This is a genomic window from Gilliamella sp. wkB171 (assembly GCF_001693755.1).
GTDB lineage: Bacteria > Pseudomonadota > Gammaproteobacteria > Enterobacterales > Orbaceae > Gilliamella > Gilliamella apicola_F.
This window is the reverse complement of record NZ_LYST01000034.1, coordinates 21,335-40,626: the sequence shown is the minus strand read 5'-3', so window position 1 is coordinate 40,626 and position 19,292 is coordinate 21,335. Positions and strand designations below refer to the sequence as shown.

The 19,292-nt window shown below is 36.4% G+C and carries 17 protein-coding genes and 1 tRNA gene; 4 read left to right on the top strand and 14 right to left on the bottom strand.

What is annotated here, in order from left to right:
• Positions 1–78: 78 nt before the first annotated feature.
• The 8 genes from A9G03_RS04150 to recC form a co-directional block, all read right to left on the bottom strand.
• Positions 79–154, bottom strand: a tRNA-Asn gene (locus tag A9G03_RS04150).
• 114 nt (positions 155–268) lie between these two features.
• The gene (locus A9G03_RS04145) at positions 269–856 is read right to left on the bottom strand and encodes a YiiX/YebB-like N1pC/P60 family cysteine hydrolase (RefSeq protein ID WP_065798488.1); all 588 of its coding nucleotides are present in this window, start codon (positions 854–856) and stop codon (positions 269–271) included.
• Positions 829–1,410 carry a biotin transporter BioY gene (locus tag A9G03_RS04140; protein ID WP_065798487.1) on the bottom strand — a complete coding sequence of 194 codons (582 nt, stop codon included), beginning with the start codon at positions 1,408–1,410 and terminating at the stop codon, positions 829–831. The genes A9G03_RS04145 and A9G03_RS04140 overlap by 28 nt, the downstream gene beginning before the upstream one ends.
• Before the next feature lie 124 nt (positions 1,411–1,534).
• The gene (locus A9G03_RS04135; RefSeq protein WP_065798486.1) at positions 1,535–2,167 is read right to left on the bottom strand and encodes an MBL fold metallo-hydrolase; all 633 of its coding nucleotides are present in this window, start codon (positions 2,165–2,167) and stop codon (positions 1,535–1,537) included.
• 4 nt (positions 2,168–2,171) lie between these two features.
• Positions 2,172–3,575: an MFS transporter gene (locus A9G03_RS04130; RefSeq protein ID WP_065798485.1), complete on the bottom strand. Its 1,404-nt coding sequence runs from the start codon at positions 3,573–3,575 to the stop codon at positions 2,172–2,174.
• A gap of 137 nt (positions 3,576–3,712) precedes the next feature.
• The gene (gene panS, locus A9G03_RS04125; RefSeq protein ID WP_065798484.1) at positions 3,713–4,678 is read right to left on the bottom strand and encodes a ketopantoate/pantoate/pantothenate transporter PanS; all 966 of its coding nucleotides are present in this window, start codon (positions 4,676–4,678) and stop codon (positions 3,713–3,715) included.
• Positions 4,679–4,735: 57 nt separating this feature from the next.
• On the bottom strand, positions 4,736–5,527 hold the full coding sequence (locus tag A9G03_RS04120) for a TatD family hydrolase (protein WP_065798483.1): 792 nt from the start codon (positions 5,525–5,527) through the stop codon (positions 4,736–4,738).
• An 8-nt stretch (positions 5,528–5,535) separates the two neighbouring features.
• Complete coding sequence (gene recC / locus A9G03_RS04115) at positions 5,536–8,751, bottom strand: exodeoxyribonuclease V subunit gamma (RefSeq protein ID WP_065798482.1); 3,216 nt, start codon at positions 8,749–8,751, stop codon at positions 5,536–5,538.
• 1,170 nt (positions 8,752–9,921) lie between these two features.
• On the opposite strand from recC, the gene A9G03_RS04110 reads away from it, so the two are divergent.
• The 4 genes from A9G03_RS04110 to A9G03_RS04100 all read left to right on the top strand — a co-directional run bounded on the left by A9G03_RS04110 (position 9,922) and on the right by A9G03_RS04100 (position 13,863).
• A complete protein-coding gene (locus tag A9G03_RS04110) occupies positions 9,922–11,244 on the top strand; it encodes a hypothetical protein (protein WP_065798481.1) in 1,323 nt (440 codons plus the stop codon).
• Positions 11,245–11,761: 517 nt separating this feature from the next.
• Positions 11,762–11,884: a hypothetical protein gene (locus tag A9G03_RS12700; protein ID WP_257006526.1), complete on the top strand. Its 123-nt coding sequence runs from the start codon at positions 11,762–11,764 to the stop codon at positions 11,882–11,884.
• Between the two features lie 101 nt (positions 11,885–11,985).
• Complete coding sequence (locus tag A9G03_RS04105; protein ID WP_065798480.1) at positions 11,986–13,296, top strand: hypothetical protein; 1,311 nt, start codon at positions 11,986–11,988, stop codon at positions 13,294–13,296.
• An 18-nt stretch (positions 13,297–13,314) separates the two neighbouring features.
• Positions 13,315–13,863 (top strand): hypothetical protein, encoded by a 549-nt coding sequence (locus A9G03_RS04100; protein ID WP_065633170.1) that lies wholly within the window; start codon positions 13,315–13,317, stop codon positions 13,861–13,863.
• Positions 13,864–13,946: 83 nt separating this feature from the next.
• Here A9G03_RS04100 and A9G03_RS04095 read toward each other — a convergent pair whose 3' ends face one another.
• The 6 genes from A9G03_RS04095 to atpF are packed head-to-tail and all read right to left on the bottom strand — an operon-like array spanning position 13,947 to position 19,283.
• On the bottom strand, positions 13,947–14,372 hold the full coding sequence (locus tag A9G03_RS04095; protein WP_065633169.1) for a F0F1 ATP synthase subunit epsilon: 426 nt from the start codon (positions 14,370–14,372) through the stop codon (positions 13,947–13,949).
• A 26-nt stretch (positions 14,373–14,398) separates the two neighbouring features.
• A complete protein-coding gene (gene atpD / locus A9G03_RS04090) occupies positions 14,399–15,781 on the bottom strand; it encodes a F0F1 ATP synthase subunit beta (protein WP_065633168.1) in 1,383 nt (460 codons plus the stop codon).
• A gap of 47 nt (positions 15,782–15,828) precedes the next feature.
• Positions 15,829–16,698, bottom strand: a complete 870-nt coding sequence (gene atpG / locus A9G03_RS04085) for a F0F1 ATP synthase subunit gamma (RefSeq protein WP_065633167.1) — start codon at positions 16,696–16,698, stop codon at positions 15,829–15,831.
• Positions 16,699–16,712: 14 nt separating this feature from the next.
• Entirely contained in the window at positions 16,713–18,254 is a 1,542-nt protein-coding gene (gene atpA / locus A9G03_RS04080; protein WP_065633166.1) for a F0F1 ATP synthase subunit alpha, read from the bottom strand.
• 11 nt (positions 18,255–18,265) lie between these two features.
• Complete coding sequence (atpH, locus tag A9G03_RS04075) at positions 18,266–18,799, bottom strand: F0F1 ATP synthase subunit delta (protein ID WP_065563774.1); 534 nt, start codon at positions 18,797–18,799, stop codon at positions 18,266–18,268.
• A 13-nt stretch (positions 18,800–18,812) separates the two neighbouring features.
• Positions 18,813–19,283: a F0F1 ATP synthase subunit B gene (atpF, locus tag A9G03_RS04070; protein ID WP_065563773.1), complete on the bottom strand. Its 471-nt coding sequence runs from the start codon at positions 19,281–19,283 to the stop codon at positions 18,813–18,815.
• Positions 19,284–19,292 lie beyond the last annotated feature (9 nt).

Genomic DNA, 19,292 nt, shown 5'->3' with positions numbered 1-19,292 from the left:
CAAGTATTCATCAGTAACTTTGAAAATCGATAATTCAAATGATTTGCTAAGATTGGAAAAACATAAGGTGAATGAAGTTGGCTCCTCCAACAGGACTTGAACCTGTGACATACGGATTAACAGTCCGCCGTTCTACCGACTGAACTATGGAGGAACCGAAATGTAGCGCGCATATTATAGATTTAATGCCGTTATGTCAACAATTAAATTATTTCAAATCGCTTTTTTATGTTCAATTGACCTATTTTATTGACTTTATTTGCTAAGCTTAATATGTTCGGATAGTTTTAAATAAATGTGTTTGCCGCATTAACTGTTGTGGATGTGAACCTAATGCACCTTGTGGAATAGTTTGGTTAAGTGCTCGATAATAATCGATCCAATAGGGGATAATTTGGTTAGTAACAGAATCTTTAAAATTCATTGGATATAATTGAAAATAATCTTTACCTGACGGGTATTTAAAGGCAAAAGTAATCAGTTCACTACAGTAAAAGCCCTTATCATCTGCTCGAAAACTATGGTTATAGGGCAACCCAAGGCAGGTTTGAACTCGTGTTAATGCATTTTTGATGACTGACTCATCATAAATGGTTGCGACAAGATTATATTTTGCAACGGCTAAAAAGTCATTAAGGGGGGTATAGATTACCCCATGTTTTTGGGTGGCTTCAATAACGATATTATCGCCAATATATAACCCAACATGGCTTATTTGATTGATTATGTCATCATCGCTGATTTGGGCACCAGAATGAGTAATCGCTGTATTGAATTTGCTTTCTTCATTCTGGGATTGAAATATAATATCGCCAATTTGCATGGTTATTAATGTTTTTTTGCGTGATGATGCCACAATGAGAACATCACGCAAGTTGCAATAATAAATTTAGCTGCATCAACACCAACAAAAGGTAAGTAGCCGACTTTTAGTGCTTCGATAAGTGAAATATGCATATATCCCATTAGATAAACGACACCAAATACAAACAATAGTTGGTGTGCGCAAGCGAAAGCGATTAAGCCTAGAATGAAGCGACGATCGTAACCTTTTTCGGCAGCAAAACCAGCTACATAAGCACTAAATACATAGCCATATAAATAACCTGCTGATGGTGAAGCCAGTGCCATAATTCCACCACTACCCTTGGCGAATAATGGTAGACCTATCGCACCTAAAAAAAGATATTGAAGTATGGTTAATGCACCTAGTTTACGACCTAAAAAAGCGCCAATTAACAATACGGCTAACGATTGAAGTGTGAATGGTACTGGGTATGTGGGAATACTGATATTAGCTGCTAACCCTAGCAGTAGGGCCGCCCCTGTAGTTGCACACAGTTTGCGTTGCCAAGATGATAAGTTAAATAGTGTATTGATATAAGTTGGATAATATGTTGTGAGTTTCATTATTTTCTACCATTAAAAGATAAACAGTAGTGCAATAATAATACAAAAATTTATAATGTAAACTTTTTTAACATTAAAAAGTTTACATTATTAATGTTGCTTTTTATTTAAACCAATAGTTGTCTTAGACTAAAAAAGGGTTAGTCATTCGTTCATTGCCAAAGCTCGACATAGGTCCATGGCCAGGAACAAAGATAAAATCATCACCCAGTGGGAAAAGTTTATGGGTTATTGATGAGATTAAATCAGCATGATTTCCACGAGGAAAATCGGTTCGTCCAATGCTACTTTTAAATAGTACATCACCAACAAATGCAATTTTATCTTTTGCATTAATAAATACGATATGTCCTGGAGTATGGCCGGGGCAAAAAAGTACATCAAGTGTAATATTGCCTACTTGGATTTTATCGCCTTCTTTCAGCCAGCGATCGGGTAAAAAACTTTCGGTATAGGGAAAACCAAATTGCATTGATTGTTGTGGTAAAGCATTAAATAAAAACTCATCTTCTTGACTGGGTCCGATAACCTTCACACCAAAATTAGTTGCTAATGTAACCGCTGCACCTACATGATCTAAATGCCCATGTGTTAGCAAAATTTGTTTTATTTTAACGCCTAACTTTTCTACTGCTTTTTCTAATAATTCAGGTTCACCACCAGGATCGATAATTGCGCCTTCCATGGTTTTATCACACCAAATGATGCTACAATTTTCTTGGAAAGCTGTAACTGGAATGATTTGATACTGGAACATATTGTTATCTCCTTGTTTCTTGATGATGAGAGGTTAGATTTTGTCCATCCTCTTTTTTTAACTGGGCAAAGATCATGCTTGATAATATGGTAACAACGCCAAGTATAATAAAGGTATACTGAAATGCATGAATAGTACTGGTTGAGTTACTAATCAATCGTACCAATACTGCGCCAAATCCTGTACCAAAACTAATCGCTAATTGTTGGTTTACTGCCATTAAACTATTACCACTGCTAGTATTTTCGCCTTCTAAATTTGCTAATGTGATGCTATTCATCGCTGTATACTGAATAGAGTTAATGCCACCAATACAAAATAGCAATAAACACATAAAGATAAGCGGGGATGATGAATTCAAAAGTGACATTAAAGCAATCATAATGCCTGCAAAAATGGTGTTGGCAACTAACACAAAACGGTAACCTAAACGCCCTAAAATTCGAGGAATGAATATTCTGGTACAGATTGAAGCTAGCGCCATTGGTACTAACATCACACCTGCAAAAATGGCTGAATAACCAAATCCTACTTGTAATAATAGAGGAATTAAAAAAGGCACGCCCGATATGCCTAAACGACAAATTAGATTGCCAATAATTCCTATTTTGAATGTACGAATCTTAAATAGTGATAAAGGAAATAACGGCGCGGGTTTTTTATTTGCATATCCACGATAAATAAATAAAAACACAATACTAATTATTACAAGTAACAAGGGTAGCTGATATTGTTGATTTTGATTTAAAAGTTCAACACTTAACGTTGCACTAATAAAAGTAATGACAATGAATATAAAACCAAATAAATCAAAAGGCATTCGTACACCTTTTATGTTGGGCATATATCGGAAACTAATTATCATCCCTAGTAGACCAATAGGAAGGTTGATCAAAAATACCCAATGCCAACTTACCATATCAACTAAATAACCGCCGAGTACTGGCCCTAATACCGGTCCAATTAAACCGGGAATAGTGGCGGTGTTTAAAGCGACTAAAAAGTCGCTTCGTTTAAATGACTTGATGAGCACCAAACGTGATACTGGAACCATCATGGAGCCACCAATACCTTGAATGACGCGTGAGATATCTAAGAAAATTAATGAATTGGATGAAGCACAAAGTAATGACCCTAAGGTAAATAACCCCACCGCCATAACAAAAATATTTCTGGTACCAAATTTATCAGATAAAAAACCACTAACCGGAATAAATAATGCAAGTGTTAAAGCATAACTAATGACAGCTGATTGCATATTTAACGGTGATTGATTAAGGTCTTTAGCCATGGTTGGCAGTGCAGTGTTTAATATCGAGGTATCGAGCGATTGCATAAAAAAAGCAAATGCCGCGATCCACGGTAATATGCGATACACAAAAGGGGATAATTGTAATTCGCTATTCATTTTAATTAACCTAAAATTCATCGGAATACTGGGCTTAACAGGGGAAAAATATCAGCCCTGAATTTATATTGTTTTGCCGGGTTTAATCGATTATTAAGCCCGACAAAGTACTGAAGGTTATTCTACAATATTATTTATTAATTGTTGGCTTTTTTCTTATTTTTAACGGCTTTGCCTTGCCAATATCCTGCAAGTAATGAACCTGAAATATTGTGCCAAACTGAGAATACTGCTGCTGGTAAAGCGGATAATGCTGAAAAATAAGTTGTACCAAGGGTTGCTGCTAATGCTGAGTTTTGCATACCTACTTCCAGTGACATAGTTCGACAGGTTGATTCATCAAATCCAAATAAACGTCCGCCCCAATAGCCACCCAGTAATCCTAAGCCATTATGAATAATAACTGCAAAAATAACTGTAAAACCAACTTGTCCTATTTGTGCATGGCTACCTGCAACTACAACACAAAGAATTAATAAAATACAGATCATTGATAAAAGTGGTAAAAAACGTTCACATTTTTTTACTAATGGGTTGAGTAAATGGTGCACCAATAAACCTAATATAATGGGAATTAACACAATTTGCACAATATGAACAAGCATATCCAGAACCGGAACTTCAACAGTGGTACCAACTAATAATAACGTGAGTAGCGGGGTAACAACTACGCCAACTAGGGTAGATACTGACGAAATTGTGACAGATAACGCGACATCGCCTTTTGCTAAATAGATCATAACATTTGATGCGGTACCACTCGCAACACTACCGACTAAAACCATGCCAACTAATAACTCAGGTCGCATGGTAAACAATTTAGATAAGATTAAAGCGGTCAGTGGCATGACGATATAATGCAGTAGGGTACAAATTATTACCGCTTTAGGTTTGGTAACGACGCGTTTAAAATCATCAATACTTAACGTTACGCCCATAGTAAACATTACAAACATTAATAACTGTGATGTATGAGGGCGCACAGGTAAAAATGTACTTGGAAAAAAATAGGCTGCTACGGCACAAAGTATTGCCCACAGCGGGAATAAGCGTGTAAGGGATATGAGTGATTGAATAAAAAATTGGTTATAACGTTTCGCCATAAAAAAACACCATCTGGTTAGTTAAATAAAATATCTTTATAATAATTAATTAGTTATTTATTTTTTGCACAGTGTGGTCATTCTATTAATTCTACTAAATAGCGTCAAGGTATTTGTTAAGATAGTGTTAAGTATTTGCTCGGGCGATTCACTGCGTAATTCGGTTAAAATTTTAAATATCTCGACGATATTTTCAGGTCGATTTGCTTGACCTTGCTTGCCACTTAATGGCATATCGGGCGCATCAGTTTCGAGCACAAGGCTTGCAAGCGGCAAGTTAGCAATTGTGTTGCGTGTTTTGTTTGCGCGATCATAACTAATTACTCCTCCAACACCAATAGAATAACCAAGCTTAATAAATTGCATCGCTTGTTGATAGCTACCTGAAAAACCATGTATCACGCCACGACAAGGTAGATCGGCTTGGCGTAACTCGTGATACATAATATCATGAGTTTTACGCGAATGAATAAGAACCGGTAAATCGAATTGTTTAGCCAACATTAATTGTGATCTAAAAAAGAATAACTGCTGTTGCCAATCGATCGTCAGATTATATTTATCTAAACCTATTTCACCAATTGCAACGACTTTTTGGGGAAGATGGCTGAGTCGATTACGTAATTGGTCTAAATCAGCTTCAGTATGGCTAAATATTGGGTGTAATCCTAATGCAGCATAAATTTCATTATAATGATTGGCTAATTGTAGCACTGTATCAAAATGATGAGCGGCGACTGCTGGGATAATCAATCCCCTAATATTTGCTTGTCGAATATAATTTATTGATTCGTCTAAATGATTGGTAAACAGTGGAAAATCAAAATGACAATGTGTATCAATAAACATAATGCCTCCTATTCAACTGTTGTTTGATGTAATAAGATCGGCAATAAAAATCGCTTAGCTAAAACATTAATTTGTTCTATCAAATTTTGGGTTAGTTCAGGATAAAGCCTTTGATAGTAACTATCACATTCAGCTGGATGAAACAAACCACCTTGCCAAGTACTTAACAATTTATTATTGGCTTTTTCACTTGGTACAATTTCACCGGTTTTCGGGTTGTAGGCTGTCATTAACCAACTCCACGCACTTTCGATTGGCATAAATAAGGGTTCATTTATCCCCTGTAAATACCCTTCGACTAAATCAGTCAGAAAACCTAAGGCTTGATTAGCGTTTAAATATGAAAAACGCCATTGGGTCTCTTCTCGACCATACATACGGCTTTGAGTTTCAAGTTTATCGGGATTTAAAATACAATAGAGTAAGTGATCAATCCATAACGAAATCCCATTACGAATTGATAATTTAGATGGGCGCCAAGTTAAAATACCATCTTGTTGAATATGGGTTAACCATCCTTGCAATTGACAATCGTATTGACTTGTAGAAATAGTTAAATTGACTTCTTGAGTAGTAAAGTTTAGGCGTTCTTGATTAATTTTATCAGCTAAAGTGTGCATAGCTTGATTTTGCTCATCATAGATGATCTGTCCAAAAGCGCCATCGGGTAAATCACCACTTAATGCTAAACGTTGATAAAGATCGTCTTGTGAATTATTGCCATCTTTTGTAATTAGTTGTTCAAGTATTGCTATATTTAATTGATAACGCTCTAAGTTATCTAAATTAAAATTTTCTGCATCCGGTAAGTTATCATCTAAATAATTAATATAAAAATTGAAGCGTTTTTGTAAAAAAAACCTTATTGAATGCTGATAAAACCTTTTTAGTTCATCAACATTGATACTATCTACTGTGATAGTGGCAATTTGGCTGATAAAAGGTACAGTTTTACCTTGCTGTAATGCGGCAGGTAACCATTCATCGGCATAACTTCTTGGTTCTTGTAAAAAGTTTTGTGGATTAAAAGGGGTACGGGTATGATGGGTACATAAAAAATCAGGAAAATGTTGTGTATTTTCTGTTTTTTTATCACCTTCTTCACAATAGTATTGTGCTATATAATCGCAAAGTTCATCAACTAAAACAGATGGATAGCGCTCACTATCATCTTTCATATCACGACCTATATAGCTGATATATAATTGATTTTCAGCCGATAATATTGCTTCTAAAAAAAGATAACGATCATCATTACGACGACTTCGATCACCTCGCCTTGGGTGCTCAGCAATTAAATCAAAATCTAGTGGTAATGAAGTCCTAGGATAATCACCATCATTCATACCGAGTAAACATACCACTTTAAATGGAATTGAACGCATCGGCATCATAGTACAAAAGTTAATTTTACCAATTAAAAAGCGATGGGCTAAATGGTTTTGTTCTAAACGTGCCTGCATTGCATCATGTAAAATTGTAATTGAAATTTTGTCAGAAAAATTGGCTGTTAATCCACTGTCTATCAGTTTTTGCCACTCTTGTTCAATCATCAATAATATTGATTCGTTTTGAGTATCCTTGAAAAAAAAGTCATTGATAATTTCAAGGCAGCAGCTTTGCCATTCTGCCAAAGGTTTATCTTCATTTAATAACACCAACCATTTACTGACTACACCAATAAATTCAGCTAATTGACCAATTAATTCAGCATCTAAACCCGTTGCACCATCATAAGGTAAAATTTGTTGCCAACCACCTTGTTCACTTGCCATGGTATAACCCAGTAGCAATCGTTCAAGCCCAAATAGCCAACTATGGCTATGTTCAAGTCCAAAGCGAATGCCTGACTCAACAATCCAAATTCGTAATAGTGATAATTGTGATTCATTAATTGAAAACTTTTTGGAAATAGCAGGTATTTCAAGTAAGTTAAACAATTCTTCAGCAGTAAACCGGCTTTGTGGAAAATTTAATATCGCAAAGAAACCTTGTACTATTGGATCAATATTGCGAGCTTTTTGATCTGAAATTGTAAAAGGTAGATAGCGTTGCCCATAAGCATTACCAAAAACTGAACGAATATAAGGAACATATTTATCAATATCCGATACCATTACAATGCAATCTCGTAACTCAAGTGATGGATCGGCATCAAAAATTGACAAAAGATAGTCATATAACACTTCAACTTCGCGTTGTTCACTATGACAAGCATGGAAAGAGATAGAGCGGTCTTGAGTTTGTATATATTGTTGAGTTGCCACTTGGGGATAAAGATCCAAAATATCTTGTTGAATAGAGTGTAATAAACAATCACGTTGTTGATCGACAAACACATCAATATCTTGCTTATTCATACACTCTTGCAATAAAAATAGATTATCTCGACCTAATTTTCCCCACGAGGTTAATAGAGCATTGGGTATTTGGGTTGGGTCATTATGTGTTTGTGATAATTGCTTCTCAACGATATCTCCCCAATACCATTTACACGGGTTATTAAACATTAAATGGACATCAATATGTTGTCCTAATGCTGAAAGTAGTGATAAATAAATTGGTGGAAGTGAAGTTATACCAAAAATAAAAATTCGTTTGGGTAATGGCGTCAGCTGTGCTGGATCGAAATGAGGATCTGCTAGAATCTCCAACATTTGTTGATAGATATTAGCGCGATGGTAAGGTTGACTAATTGATATTAATTTACGCCAGAGTTTTGCTTGCCAAACTTCATCGGCATGTAAGTTTAATTCTTGAACTGTTTTATTGGCTTCCCATTGTGCTAGCCAATCAGGACGATAAACTAAATATTGGTCGAACAAACGAGCAATACGAGTTGCAAGTTGATATAACTTTCTATCTTGCTTATCAATACTTAAATAATGTTTAAGGGTAATAAACTCAGGCTCATCGATAATTTTAGGCAATAAATAATATAAGCGCCAAGCCATAGATTCCGGATTAAACGTATTTTCAATGGGAGCATTAGGTAATAGCGTTTGATAAAGTTGCCAAATAAATTGAGTAGGAAAAGGAAATTCAACATTGGCTATAATGCCCAATTCATTAGCAAGCTCAATTTGTAACCACTGTGCCATTCCTTGGCTTTGCACAATAACCATGTCTGGCATAAATAGATCATTTAATGGTTGTTGTCGCATTAATTGACTTACCAAAGACTTGAGTAAATCGACTTGATTTGAATGGTAAATGGTAAACATAATCACATCAAAATTAGTATAGTTACCTGAAATTATCGCTGATAGTGATTAATAAATCCAGCAACGATAATTATTCACACTTGATCTTTTATGCATGAATATTTTCGATAGGATTTTCCTTTTGAAAAAGGCAAACGTTTAATGTTTTATCATTTAGCTTAATTATGATAAATGCTGACAAGGTCTTTGAATGATAACTGTGTATGTTTATTTTAAATTAATCACCTACAAACTATAGTTACCAAAAAACATGGGGATCCATTTTATAGGAAACAAAATATTTTATATTCTCTTTTATCAAACTTGCTATTGATCGGCATTTAATTTACTAAATGTATAGTGGATCATAACCTATTTTGCTGTGAAAGAATTAAACTATATTGCTCGCTTAATTACACTTTGAGGTGATGACGTGTCTAAATTAGCCCAGTAATCGACTTTATGATTATAAACTAATAATTAATCTGACTTATCAACAACAAAATCGTTTTTCTTTTTTGCCAAAACTTTTAAAGTTGAACTATTGTCTTGTTTAACTTGTTGATTTTTCATTGTTAAATACAACGCTATTTACTTGATTACAATGATTATTGTTACTAAAAATTTTGTGCTTAAAAGTCGTATAAACCTGTTAACAGCTGAATAATCGACTATACGTTTTTTTGATCAATGCAAACTAAATGAACATTAAAAAATGTTATTCATGATCATATTGCCAATTGTCTATCTTATTGAATAAATTAGTTTTTACATAACTTTACCAAAATTATCATTACAAAATTTTCGAACTTATTTACTATGACGAAAACTTTTACAAGCTTTTATACTGGCTTGTTGAAATGGTTTTAATGTTTATCTAATTGAATTTTATGAAAAAATTAAGTAAATCACTACAAGGATTAGTAAAAATATGTTAAAATGTGGTCTTAATCGGGCATCGGGCATCGGGCATCGGGCATCGGGCATCGGGCATCGGGCATCGGGCATCGGGCATCGGGTTTAAGTCAATTAGAGAGTAAACACCGACTTTCTGTATTGGCATTATTACAAAATATTCTTCCATTTACATTAGTAAAATCATCTATTCACTTTTTCGATATTTTTAGCTCAAAATTTTTCAATTTATATTTTTCGATAGCGAAGATAAAGTTAATAATCGTTATATTATTTATGAGTTTATTTTTGCAACCAAATGCGTATGGCTTAACCTCTACTACCGTGCAAAATATTATAGGTAATGCGCCGAAAGTGGCAAATGTAAAAGAAGCATCCGATAAACATGGTTTTACGGTAAAAAATGTATTTTATAGCGAAGCAAGTGGCAATATTACTAGTGATGTAGTAAAAAGATTTGATGGAAATCTTCGGTTCAGCGATTTTGTTGTCAAAATGTATTATTACAATAACTTAAGTAGTATAACTAATTTTTCAGATATTGATGGAGATAAAGCAGATCCCATTAAGCCTTTTTTACTCACAGTGACAAGTTCTCAATGGTATGATGGAAAGGGAAATAAAATACCAAATAGTGATTTGAATAATATTATCGGTTGTGGCAGTGGTTATGTCATGCCGTTAACATTAGAGATATCAGCAGCGCTCAAAACCTATTCTCAATACGGCATACCCAATGAAAGTGATAGTGTGACGTTAACCAAAAAATATAAGATCGCTCCTGAATCTATGATTTGTTATGCTAAATCTAATGACATCGTTCTTTCACCTAAGATGCAGTGGCGAACTTATGATGAAACAATAACTTCACCTGTTTCAGGACCTTGGGAATGGAATGGTTCTAAAGGCACGCCGGATGCTGTTCATGGTGGTGGTTACACAGCTGATTATGTGCCTAATTATGGATTTAAAGCTCAACCAACGGTATCTGCAAAAACATTTCCGACAACTGGCTTTCCTGGAGCTAAATTTCAGTTAGTGATGACTGGTGCACAAACGGACTATACTTACACTTTGATCAGTAATCCTGGTGGGAAGGTTGCTGTAGATTCATTAGGTTTTATTACATTAAATGATAAGCCAACAGGTAATGTGACAGTGCGCGCAACTTTAGGGTATGATAAATCGATATCGCATGATTATACCTTTAATCCAACATCAGTATGGTTAGTTCCTGTAAAGAGTGGCGATATAAATCAGGCTACCGCGCAAAATTTATGTGGTGGACTTGCTAATGTGCCATCAAGGCGCGATTATACCAACTCTCCAGCAAATTCAGTTGGCGTCAATTGGACTGTTTATACGAACAGCTTTATCCGCGCAATTGGTAGTTCTATTATGGGAGAATGGGGATTGGTAGTAGGCACAAACTATCCTAATTCGAATTGGGAAACGGAAAATACCTATTTCTCTTACTATTGGACGCGCGAATTAGATTGGTCTGCTTATAATATTTATTTTATTGTGAATTTTTCCGGTTATGTTTCACATATGGAGGCCCCTAATAGTTCTGGTGGGCGAGTGGCGTGTAAACGTTAAATTAAAGCAGCGTTATAAAAAATAAGTGATGATATGGGCGACGATGCCATTGTTGGCGCTATGCGCCTATAATGGCAATAGCCGGCATATGCGATGTTAATGCATATGCTGGCGTCGGAGCCGCCGGCGCCGAACTAGCTTAAAAAATAAGCAAAAGTGAGTCAAAATTATGACTTGTAGAAATTCTTAAATTAAGCCTCGTTAAATGACAAAAAGCGCTTTGTTGTTGTTTAATATTTCGCGAGTCATTTTTATTATAAAAATATAGCTAAAATGTCTGTTAGTTAGAGCAAAAGAAATTCTAAAATACGTTGATAGTAAGTGAGATGAAAACCATATCTTAACAAACATTTACATTAAATTAGATTACAAAGCGATTAAACATATTTATCATGTAAAATAGGTTTTTTGTAAGATAATTCTCACAACATTTAACCAAATGACTAAAGATAAATAAAATTATCCAATTGAATTTTATGAAAAAATTAAGTAAATCGCTGCAAGGAGTAGCAAAAATATGTTAAAATGTGGTCTTAATCGGGCATCGGGCATCGGGCATCGGGCATCGGGCATCGGGCATCGGGCATCGGGCATCGGGCATCGGGCATCGGGCATCGGGAAATTCTCAATCATCATTTAATCAGTTCTAATTTTTTAGTTCCTAATTTAGTCTTCTTTTCAGGCATTTTATCGTTCAATTCCATATTATTTTATCTTAAACGTATAAGTGCGGTTATTTTTTTGTTTTATTATATAACGCCAGTCCATGCTTTAACCACCAAAACAGCAAATATCATACAAGGATATAAACCAGAATTTGTTATAACTGATGCTGCGCAAAATAAATTAGGTTTCACAATTGGCAGTAAAACCTATAGTGAGTATGCTGGTAATATTAATAGTTCAATTGTTAATCCTTTTTCTGCAACTAATAAATTAAGTGATTTTATTGTACAAAATTATACTGCTAGTAATTTGAATGTAGCAGAAAATTATGCTGATAGAGATGGCGATATAGCAAATTCACAACCATTTAATATAAATCCAATCAAGTACACTTGGTATGATGCCACTGGTCAAGAAATTCCAGCCTCAAATTATGGCAACATGATTGGCTGTGATAGTAATTTCAAATTACCATTAAAATTAAAAATTTATACTGACATAAAAGCTTTGTCACAATATGGTATACCGAATGAAGGCGACTGGCGACGTATTGAGAAAAACTATCAAATTGAACCTAAGGGTATATGTTATTTATCGCCAAATGCGATTAAAGTTTTCCCGTATGAACAATGGATTGGTTACGATACTTCAGGAAGACATGAGGATACAGGAATTGCAGATGGCGATAGTAATATTATATATGGCTGGAATAGTAGTAATATAACTCAGCCCGATGCTACATATGGCGGTGGTTTTACTGCTGATTATGTTCCAGATAAAGGTTTTAGAGCTCGGCCTATTAGTTCCAATAAATTTTTTCCAACTACGGGTTTTGTTGGGGCTCAATTTCAATTAATCATGGAGGGAGCGCAAAGTGATTATAGTTACAGTGTTCCAGTTAATCCTGGTAATGCAGTGACAGTAGATAGTACAGGTAATGTTCTATTCATTGCAAAACCAACAGGTAAAGTCACTGTGCGAGCAACATTACGCAAAAATAATGTTAATTATTATTTTGATTATAGTTTTATGCCAACTGATGTTTGGGCTAAACCTTATAATCAAAGTACTGATTGGCAAACTGCGACAGTAGTTTGTAATGGTGCATATAATGTCTTATCAAGTTCAGAATTAACTAATTCTAGGGTTTCGTCTCAGCGTGGTTACGCATTCACCCGTGCTATTGGTGGCGGTATATTTAATGAATGGGGCAGAACAGAAAAACTTTCTTATCCAAATTCTAATTGGGAACGTGCATGGTTCTTAACTAGAAATACAACTTCTGATGGAACTCGTCGTTATATTGTTTCTTCATATATGGGAGATATCTATTTTGATGATGGTTCTAATTTAGGTTGGGTAATTATGACTGCTTGTCGAGGCTGATGAATTATAATATTTTGTATGAATATCTCTGAAAAACTCAATTTACAACACCAATTTAAGGGTATTTTACTTTTTAAAGAAGGTGTGTTTTTACGTAGTTATAATCAAGGTGCTTATGTTTTAACACAGTTATTTGGTTACGCTTTAAAATTACAAACGGCACGACTGAAAAAATATCAAAATAGATGGGTTATTGCTTGTGCCTTTCCATTAAATAAGCTGAGCGAACGATTGCCAGAAGCCGTGTTAACCGATTTTGGTGCTAAACTGGAATGTACCTATCAAATTGATGATTATCAGCAGTGGTATGAGCGACGTTGCCGTGAAGAGAGCAGAGCGAAAGTAAAGGCAAAAGCCAGCAACGAGTCGTTGCAAACGAACGAGAAGCAGGCGTCGGAGCAAAGCGCTGTTGTTTATTTAAACAATAATTATGTAAAGTTAACCTCTCAACAAATCGCTTATCTTCGATCATGGCAGTCGGGTGCTTACCCGATTGACGTTGATAGATGTTTTATTGAAAGTTTAAAAAATAAAATACTTGCAGGTTTGTCTAAAATTAATAGTTAACATTTAACACTTAGTTCAAATGTAAAAAAAGGTTACAAATCTAATTTTTGTAACCTTTTTTAAGTTTGGATAGGGTAACTCAGTTATTGTCCAATACGGCGAGTTAATTCGATGACTCGGATTTTTGCCAACGCTTTTGACAGTTCGGCAGAAGCTTGTGCAAATGACATATCATCACTCGGATGATTAATATGCTCTTGCGCTTGTCTTACTGCTTCTTGCGCCCTGGCTTCGTCTAAGTCTTCTCCACGAATAGCGGTATCGGCTAAAATCGTTACAAGGGTTGGTTGCACTTCTAAGATGCCACCTGATAGATAGATAAACTCTTCTTCACCATCCGCTTTCACAATACCTACCATACCCGGTTTAATCATGGTAAGTAATGGGGTATGACCGGGATAGATCCCAAGTTCACCTTCTTGTCCTGTGACTCTGATTCGCTGAACATCACCTGAAAAAAGGTGAGATTCAGCACTAACAACTTCTAATTGATAGGAAGTTAGTGCCATAATGCTCTCTCCGTTCTATAAATCTCTTAGAGAGATTTTGCTTTTTCAATCGCTTCGTCGATTGAACCAACCATATAAAATGCCTGTTCAGGAATATGGTCATAATCACCGTTCATAATACCTTTAAATGCACTGATGGTGTCTTTTAATGGTACGTATTTACCTGGCGAACCAGTGAATACTTCCGCAACGAAGAATGGTTGAGATAAGAAACGTTGAATCTTACGTGCACGAGCAACAGTTAATTTATCATCTTCTGATAATTCATCCATACCAAGGATTGCAATGATATCTTTTAATTCTTGATAACGTTGCAAAATTGACTGTACGCCACGAGCACAATCGTAATGTTCTTGACCAACAACAAGTGGATCTAATTGACGACTTGTTGAGTCAAGTGGATCAACCGCTGGGTAAATACCTAATGATGCGATTTGACGACTTAATACGATTGTTGCATCTAAGTGAGCAAAGGTTGTTGCTGGTGATGGGTCAGTTAAGTCATCCGCTGGTACATATACCGCTTGGATTGAGGTGATTGACCCCGTTTTGGTTGAGGTAATACGTTCTTGAAGAATACCCATTTCTTCTGCTAGTGTTGGTTGGTAACCTACTGCAGATGGCATTCGTCCTAATAAAGCTGATACTTCGGTACCGGCTAGGGTATAACGGTAAATATTATCGATAAATAAGAGTACGTCTTTACCTTCGTCACGGAATTTTTCAGCCATGGTTAAACCGGTTAATGCAACACGTAAACGGTTTCCTGGTGGCTCATTCATCTGACCATAAACCAGTGATACTTTATCAAGTACGTTTGATTCTTTCATTTCGTGATAGAAGTCGTTACCTTCACGTGTACGTTCACCCACACCAGTAAATACTGAGTAACCTGAGTGTTCGATCGCGATGTTACGAATTAACTCCATCATGTTAACGGTTTTACCAACACCCGCACCACCAAATAGACCAACTTTACCCCCTTTAGCAAAAGGACAAATTAAGTCGATAACTTTGATGCCGGTTTCAAGTAATTCTGTTGAGTTAGCCAATTCTTCATAACTTGGTGCTGCACGGTGAATCGCCCAACGCTCTTCTTCACCAATAGGACCTGCTTTATCAACAGGATCACCAAGTACGTTCATAATTCGGCCAAGTGTTTTTGTTCCCACAGGAACTTCTATGCCGTGTCCTGTATTTACTACTTTAAGTCCACGTCTTAAACCATCAGATGAGCCCATTGCAATACAACATACAACGCCACCACCTAATTGTTGCTGAACTTCCAGAACTAATTTTTCAGTGCCGGTTTCCACTTCTAATGCATCATATACCTTTGGTACAGCATCTTCAGGGAATTCGACATCAACCACCGCACCGATGATCTGGACAATCTTTCCAGTAGCCATTTTTAATCCTCTACGTCTTTTTCTTAACTATTAGCCAATATTTAGCCTTAACCTGAAACAGCAGCGGCACCCGATACAATATCAATTAATTCATTGGTAATTGCGCCTTGACGTGCTTTGTTATACGCAATTTGTAATTCATTGATTAAGTTTGCACCGTTATCGGTTGCTGCTTTCATGGCTACCATTCTTGCTGCCTGTTCACTCGCTAGATTTTCAACCACAGCTTGATAGACTTGTGATTCAATATAACGACGTAAAATCACATCTAGTAATGATTTCGCATCTGGCTCATAAATATAATCCCCTGATGAAGCTTTAAGCTTTTCATCATCTGAATGTGGTAATGGTAATAACTGCTGTATAGTTGGCTTTTGTGACATGGTATTAATAAATTTATTGGTGACAATATATAATCTATCAACCTTGCCATTGTCATATGCCTCAAGCATTGTTTTTACCGGTCCAATCAAATCAGATAATGTTGGTTCATCACCTAAGTTGGTTACTTGGGTTAATATGTTCGCTTTAACTGATGAGAAAAACGATACCCCTCGTGATCCAATTAAAGCGACATCAGACTCAACACCTTTTTCCTGCCATGCTGACATATCAGCAATGACAGTTTTAAAAAGATTAATATTTAAACCACCGCATAAACCACGATCGGTTGAAATGATAAGATAGCCAACTCGCTTAACATCTCTTTCTTCTAAATAGGGATGTTTGGCACCTATTTGAGCTAACGCTAAATGTCCAATTACTTCACGAATCATTTCAGCATATGGTCGGCTAGCTGCCATTCTATCCTGCGTTTTACGCATTTTAGAGTTGGCAACCATCTCCATTGCTTTAGTGATCTTTTGTGTACTTTGGATACTGGCAATTTTCGTTCTAATCTCTTTTGCATTAGCCATTTGTTATCCCATCCTTACCAAGTTTGAGTTGATTTAAAGCTTTCAAGCATTGCTTTTAGCTTATTTTCAATCTCATCATTGTAGTTACCTGTTGCATCGATTTCCTTAACAAAATCGGCATATTGGCTATGGGCATAAGCAAGGAGTGCTGCTTCAAATGGTAACACTTTAGTCAGTTCAACATCTTCAAGATAACCACGTTCAGCAGCGTAAAGCACAATTGATTGCTCAGCAACTGTCATTGGTGAATATTGCTTTTGTTTGAGCAATTCAGTTACCTTTTCACCATGGCTTAATTGGTTTCTTGTTGCTTCGTCTAAGTCAGATGCAAACTGTGAGAAAGCTGCTAATTCACGATATTGTGCAAGTGCTGTACGAATACCGCCTGATAATTTTTTCATTATCTTAGTTTGAGCCGCGCCACCAACACGAGAAACCGAAATACCCGGGTTTACCGCAGGACGGATACCTGAGTTGAATAAGCTGGTTTCAAGGAAGATCTGACCATCTGTAATTGAAATTACGTTAGTTGGTACGAACGCTGAAACGTCACCCGCTTGAGTTTCGATAATTGGTAACGCAGTTAATGAACCGGTTTTACCTTTTACTTCGCCTTTAGTGAACTCTTCAACATAAGCTTCGTTAACACGCGCTGCACGTTCAAGTAAACGTGAGTGAAGATAGAACACGTCACCAGGATAAGCTTCACGTCCAGGTGGACGACGAAGTAGTAATGAAATTTGACGATAAGCAACTGCTTGTTTAGATAAATCATCATAAACAATTAGTGCATCTTGACCACGATCACGGAAGTATTCACCCATCGCACAACCTGCGTAAGGTGCTAAGTATTGTAATGCTGCTGATTCAGATGCTGATGCAACAACCACAATGGTATTTTTAAGTGCACCGTGCTCTTCGAGTTTACGTACTACGTTAGCAATAGTTGATTGTTTTTGACCGATTGCGACGTAGATACATTTAACACCAGAATCACGTTGGTTAATAATGGCATCAATCGCTAAAGCAGTTTTACCAGTTTGACGGTCACCGATGATAAGTTCACGTTGACCACGGCCAATTGGAATCATTGAGTCAACCGCTTTATAACCAGTTTGTAACGCTTGGTCAACGGATTGGCGGTCGATAACGCCTGGTGCAACGACTTCTACAGGTGAGAAGCCGTCATGTTGAATCGAACCTTTACCATCAATTGGTTCACCAAGTGTGTTGATAACACGGCCTAATAAACCATCACCTACTGGTACCTGTAAAATACGACCAGTACATTGTACTTTCATCCCTTCAGACAAGTCTTCGTATGGTCCCATGACCACCGCACCAACAGAATCTCTTTCAAGGTTTAATGCCATTGCATAACGGTTGCCGGGTAATGCAATCATTTCGCCTTGCATGACATCAGTTAATCCGTGGATTCGAAGGATACCATCACTTACTGAGATGATTGTTCCTTCATTGTGAGCATCACTCACAATATTGAACTGAGCGATTCGCTCTTTAATTAGTTCACTTATTTCAGTTGAATTTAGCTGCATTATCAGTCCCCTTAAGACTGTAGAACGTCATTTAGTCGATTTAGACGTCCTCTGATACTACTATCAATAACCATATCGCCCGTACGAATAATAAAACCAGAAATGAGCGATTTATCAATATGACATTTTAGTTTTACTTTTCGTGATAAACGTTTTTCGACAGCGACAGAAATTTTATCAAGTTGTTCACTGGTCAGCTCATTGGCAGAAATTACATCAACGTCTGCCTGTGCTTCTCTTTCTAAACAGTATTGCTCAAACAGTGTTAACACTTCAGGAAGAAGGGATAAGCGTTTGTTTTCAGCCATCACTTTAATAAAATTAGTGCTAAACTCATCAAGTACATCCTTACAGATGTTAATGAGTAAGTTCGCCACTGAATCGGTTTTCATGTCAGATGTTAAAATACTTTTTATTTGAGCATCTTTGCTCACTTCAGCAGTTAACACTAACATTTTGTGCCATGATTCGATGCTATTTTTTTCAACAGCAAAGTCGAAAGCGGCTTTAGCATAAGGGCGAGCAATCGTAATTAAGTCAGCCATTGCTCTATTCTCCTTATAGTTCAGCTACGAGTTTATCAATGATGTCGCTGTTAGCGGCTTCATTAACAGAACGTTCAATAATTTTTTCTGCACCGGCAATAGCGAGTGTAGCAACTTGTTGTTTAAGCTCTTCACGAGCGCGTTTACGCTCAGCTTCAACTTCAGCAAGTCCTTGAGCAACAATCCTTTCTTTTTCACGAGTAGCTTCTTGTTTAGCTTCTTCAAGAATGGCTGCTTTGCGTTTATTCGCTTGCTCAATAATTGCATTAGCCTCAACCTTAGCCTGTTGCATTATGTCAGATGTATTTGCTTTGGCTAATTCCAAATCTTTTTTTGCTGTTTCTGCTGAAGCAAGTCCTTCAGCTATCTCTTTTTGGCGTTTTTCAATCGCGCGGATAACTGGAGGCCAAACAAACTTCATACAGAACCAAACAAACAATACAAATGTAATTGCTTGGCCGAGGAGAGTTGCGTTCATATTCATGAGACGATT

What these genes read in the sequence shown, in the direction of transcription:
- A9G03_RS04140 (WP_065798487.1), bottom strand. Translation starts at nt 1,410, where the DNA reads ATGAAACTCACAACATATTATCCAACTTATATCAATACACTATTTAAC.
- A9G03_RS04135 (WP_065798486.1), bottom strand. Translation starts at nt 2,167, where the DNA reads ATGTTCCAGTATCAAATCATTCCAGTTACAGCTTTCCAAGAAAATTGT.
- A9G03_RS04130 (WP_065798485.1), bottom strand. Translation starts at nt 3,575, where the DNA reads ATGAATAGCGAATTACAATTATCCCCTTTTGTGTATCGCATATTACCG.
- panS (WP_065798484.1), bottom strand. Translation starts at nt 4,678, where the DNA reads ATGGCGAAACGTTATAACCAATTTTTTATTCAATCACTCATATCCCTT.
- A9G03_RS04120 (WP_065798483.1), bottom strand. Translation starts at nt 5,527, where the DNA reads ATGTTTATTGATACACATTGTCATTTTGATTTTCCACTGTTTACCAAT.
- recC (WP_065798482.1), bottom strand. Translation starts at nt 8,751, where the DNA reads ATGTTTACCATTTACCATTCAAATCAAGTCGATTTACTCAAGTCTTTG.
- A9G03_RS04110 (WP_065798481.1), top strand. Translation starts at nt 9,922, where the DNA reads ATGAGTTTATTTTTGCAACCAAATGCGTATGGCTTAACCTCTACTACC.
- A9G03_RS12700 (WP_257006526.1), top strand. Translation starts at nt 11,762, where the DNA reads ATGTTAAAATGTGGTCTTAATCGGGCATCGGGCATCGGGCATCGGGCA.
- A9G03_RS04100 (WP_065633170.1), top strand. Translation starts at nt 13,315, where the DNA reads ATGAATATCTCTGAAAAACTCAATTTACAACACCAATTTAAGGGTATT.
- A9G03_RS04095 (WP_065633169.1), bottom strand. Translation starts at nt 14,372, where the DNA reads ATGGCACTAACTTCCTATCAATTAGAAGTTGTTAGTGCTGAATCTCAC.
- atpD (WP_065633168.1), bottom strand. Translation starts at nt 15,781, where the DNA reads ATGGCTACTGGAAAGATTGTCCAGATCATCGGTGCGGTGGTTGATGTC.
- atpG (WP_065633167.1), bottom strand. Translation starts at nt 16,698, where the DNA reads ATGGCTAATGCAAAAGAGATTAGAACGAAAATTGCCAGTATCCAAAGT.
- atpA (WP_065633166.1), bottom strand. Translation starts at nt 18,254, where the DNA reads ATGCAGCTAAATTCAACTGAAATAAGTGAACTAATTAAAGAGCGAATC.
- atpH (WP_065563774.1), bottom strand. Translation starts at nt 18,799, where the DNA reads ATGGCTGACTTAATTACGATTGCTCGCCCTTATGCTAAAGCCGCTTTC.
- atpF (WP_065563773.1), bottom strand. Translation starts at nt 19,283, where the DNA reads ATGAATATGAACGCAACTCTCCTCGGCCAAGCAATTACATTTGTATTG.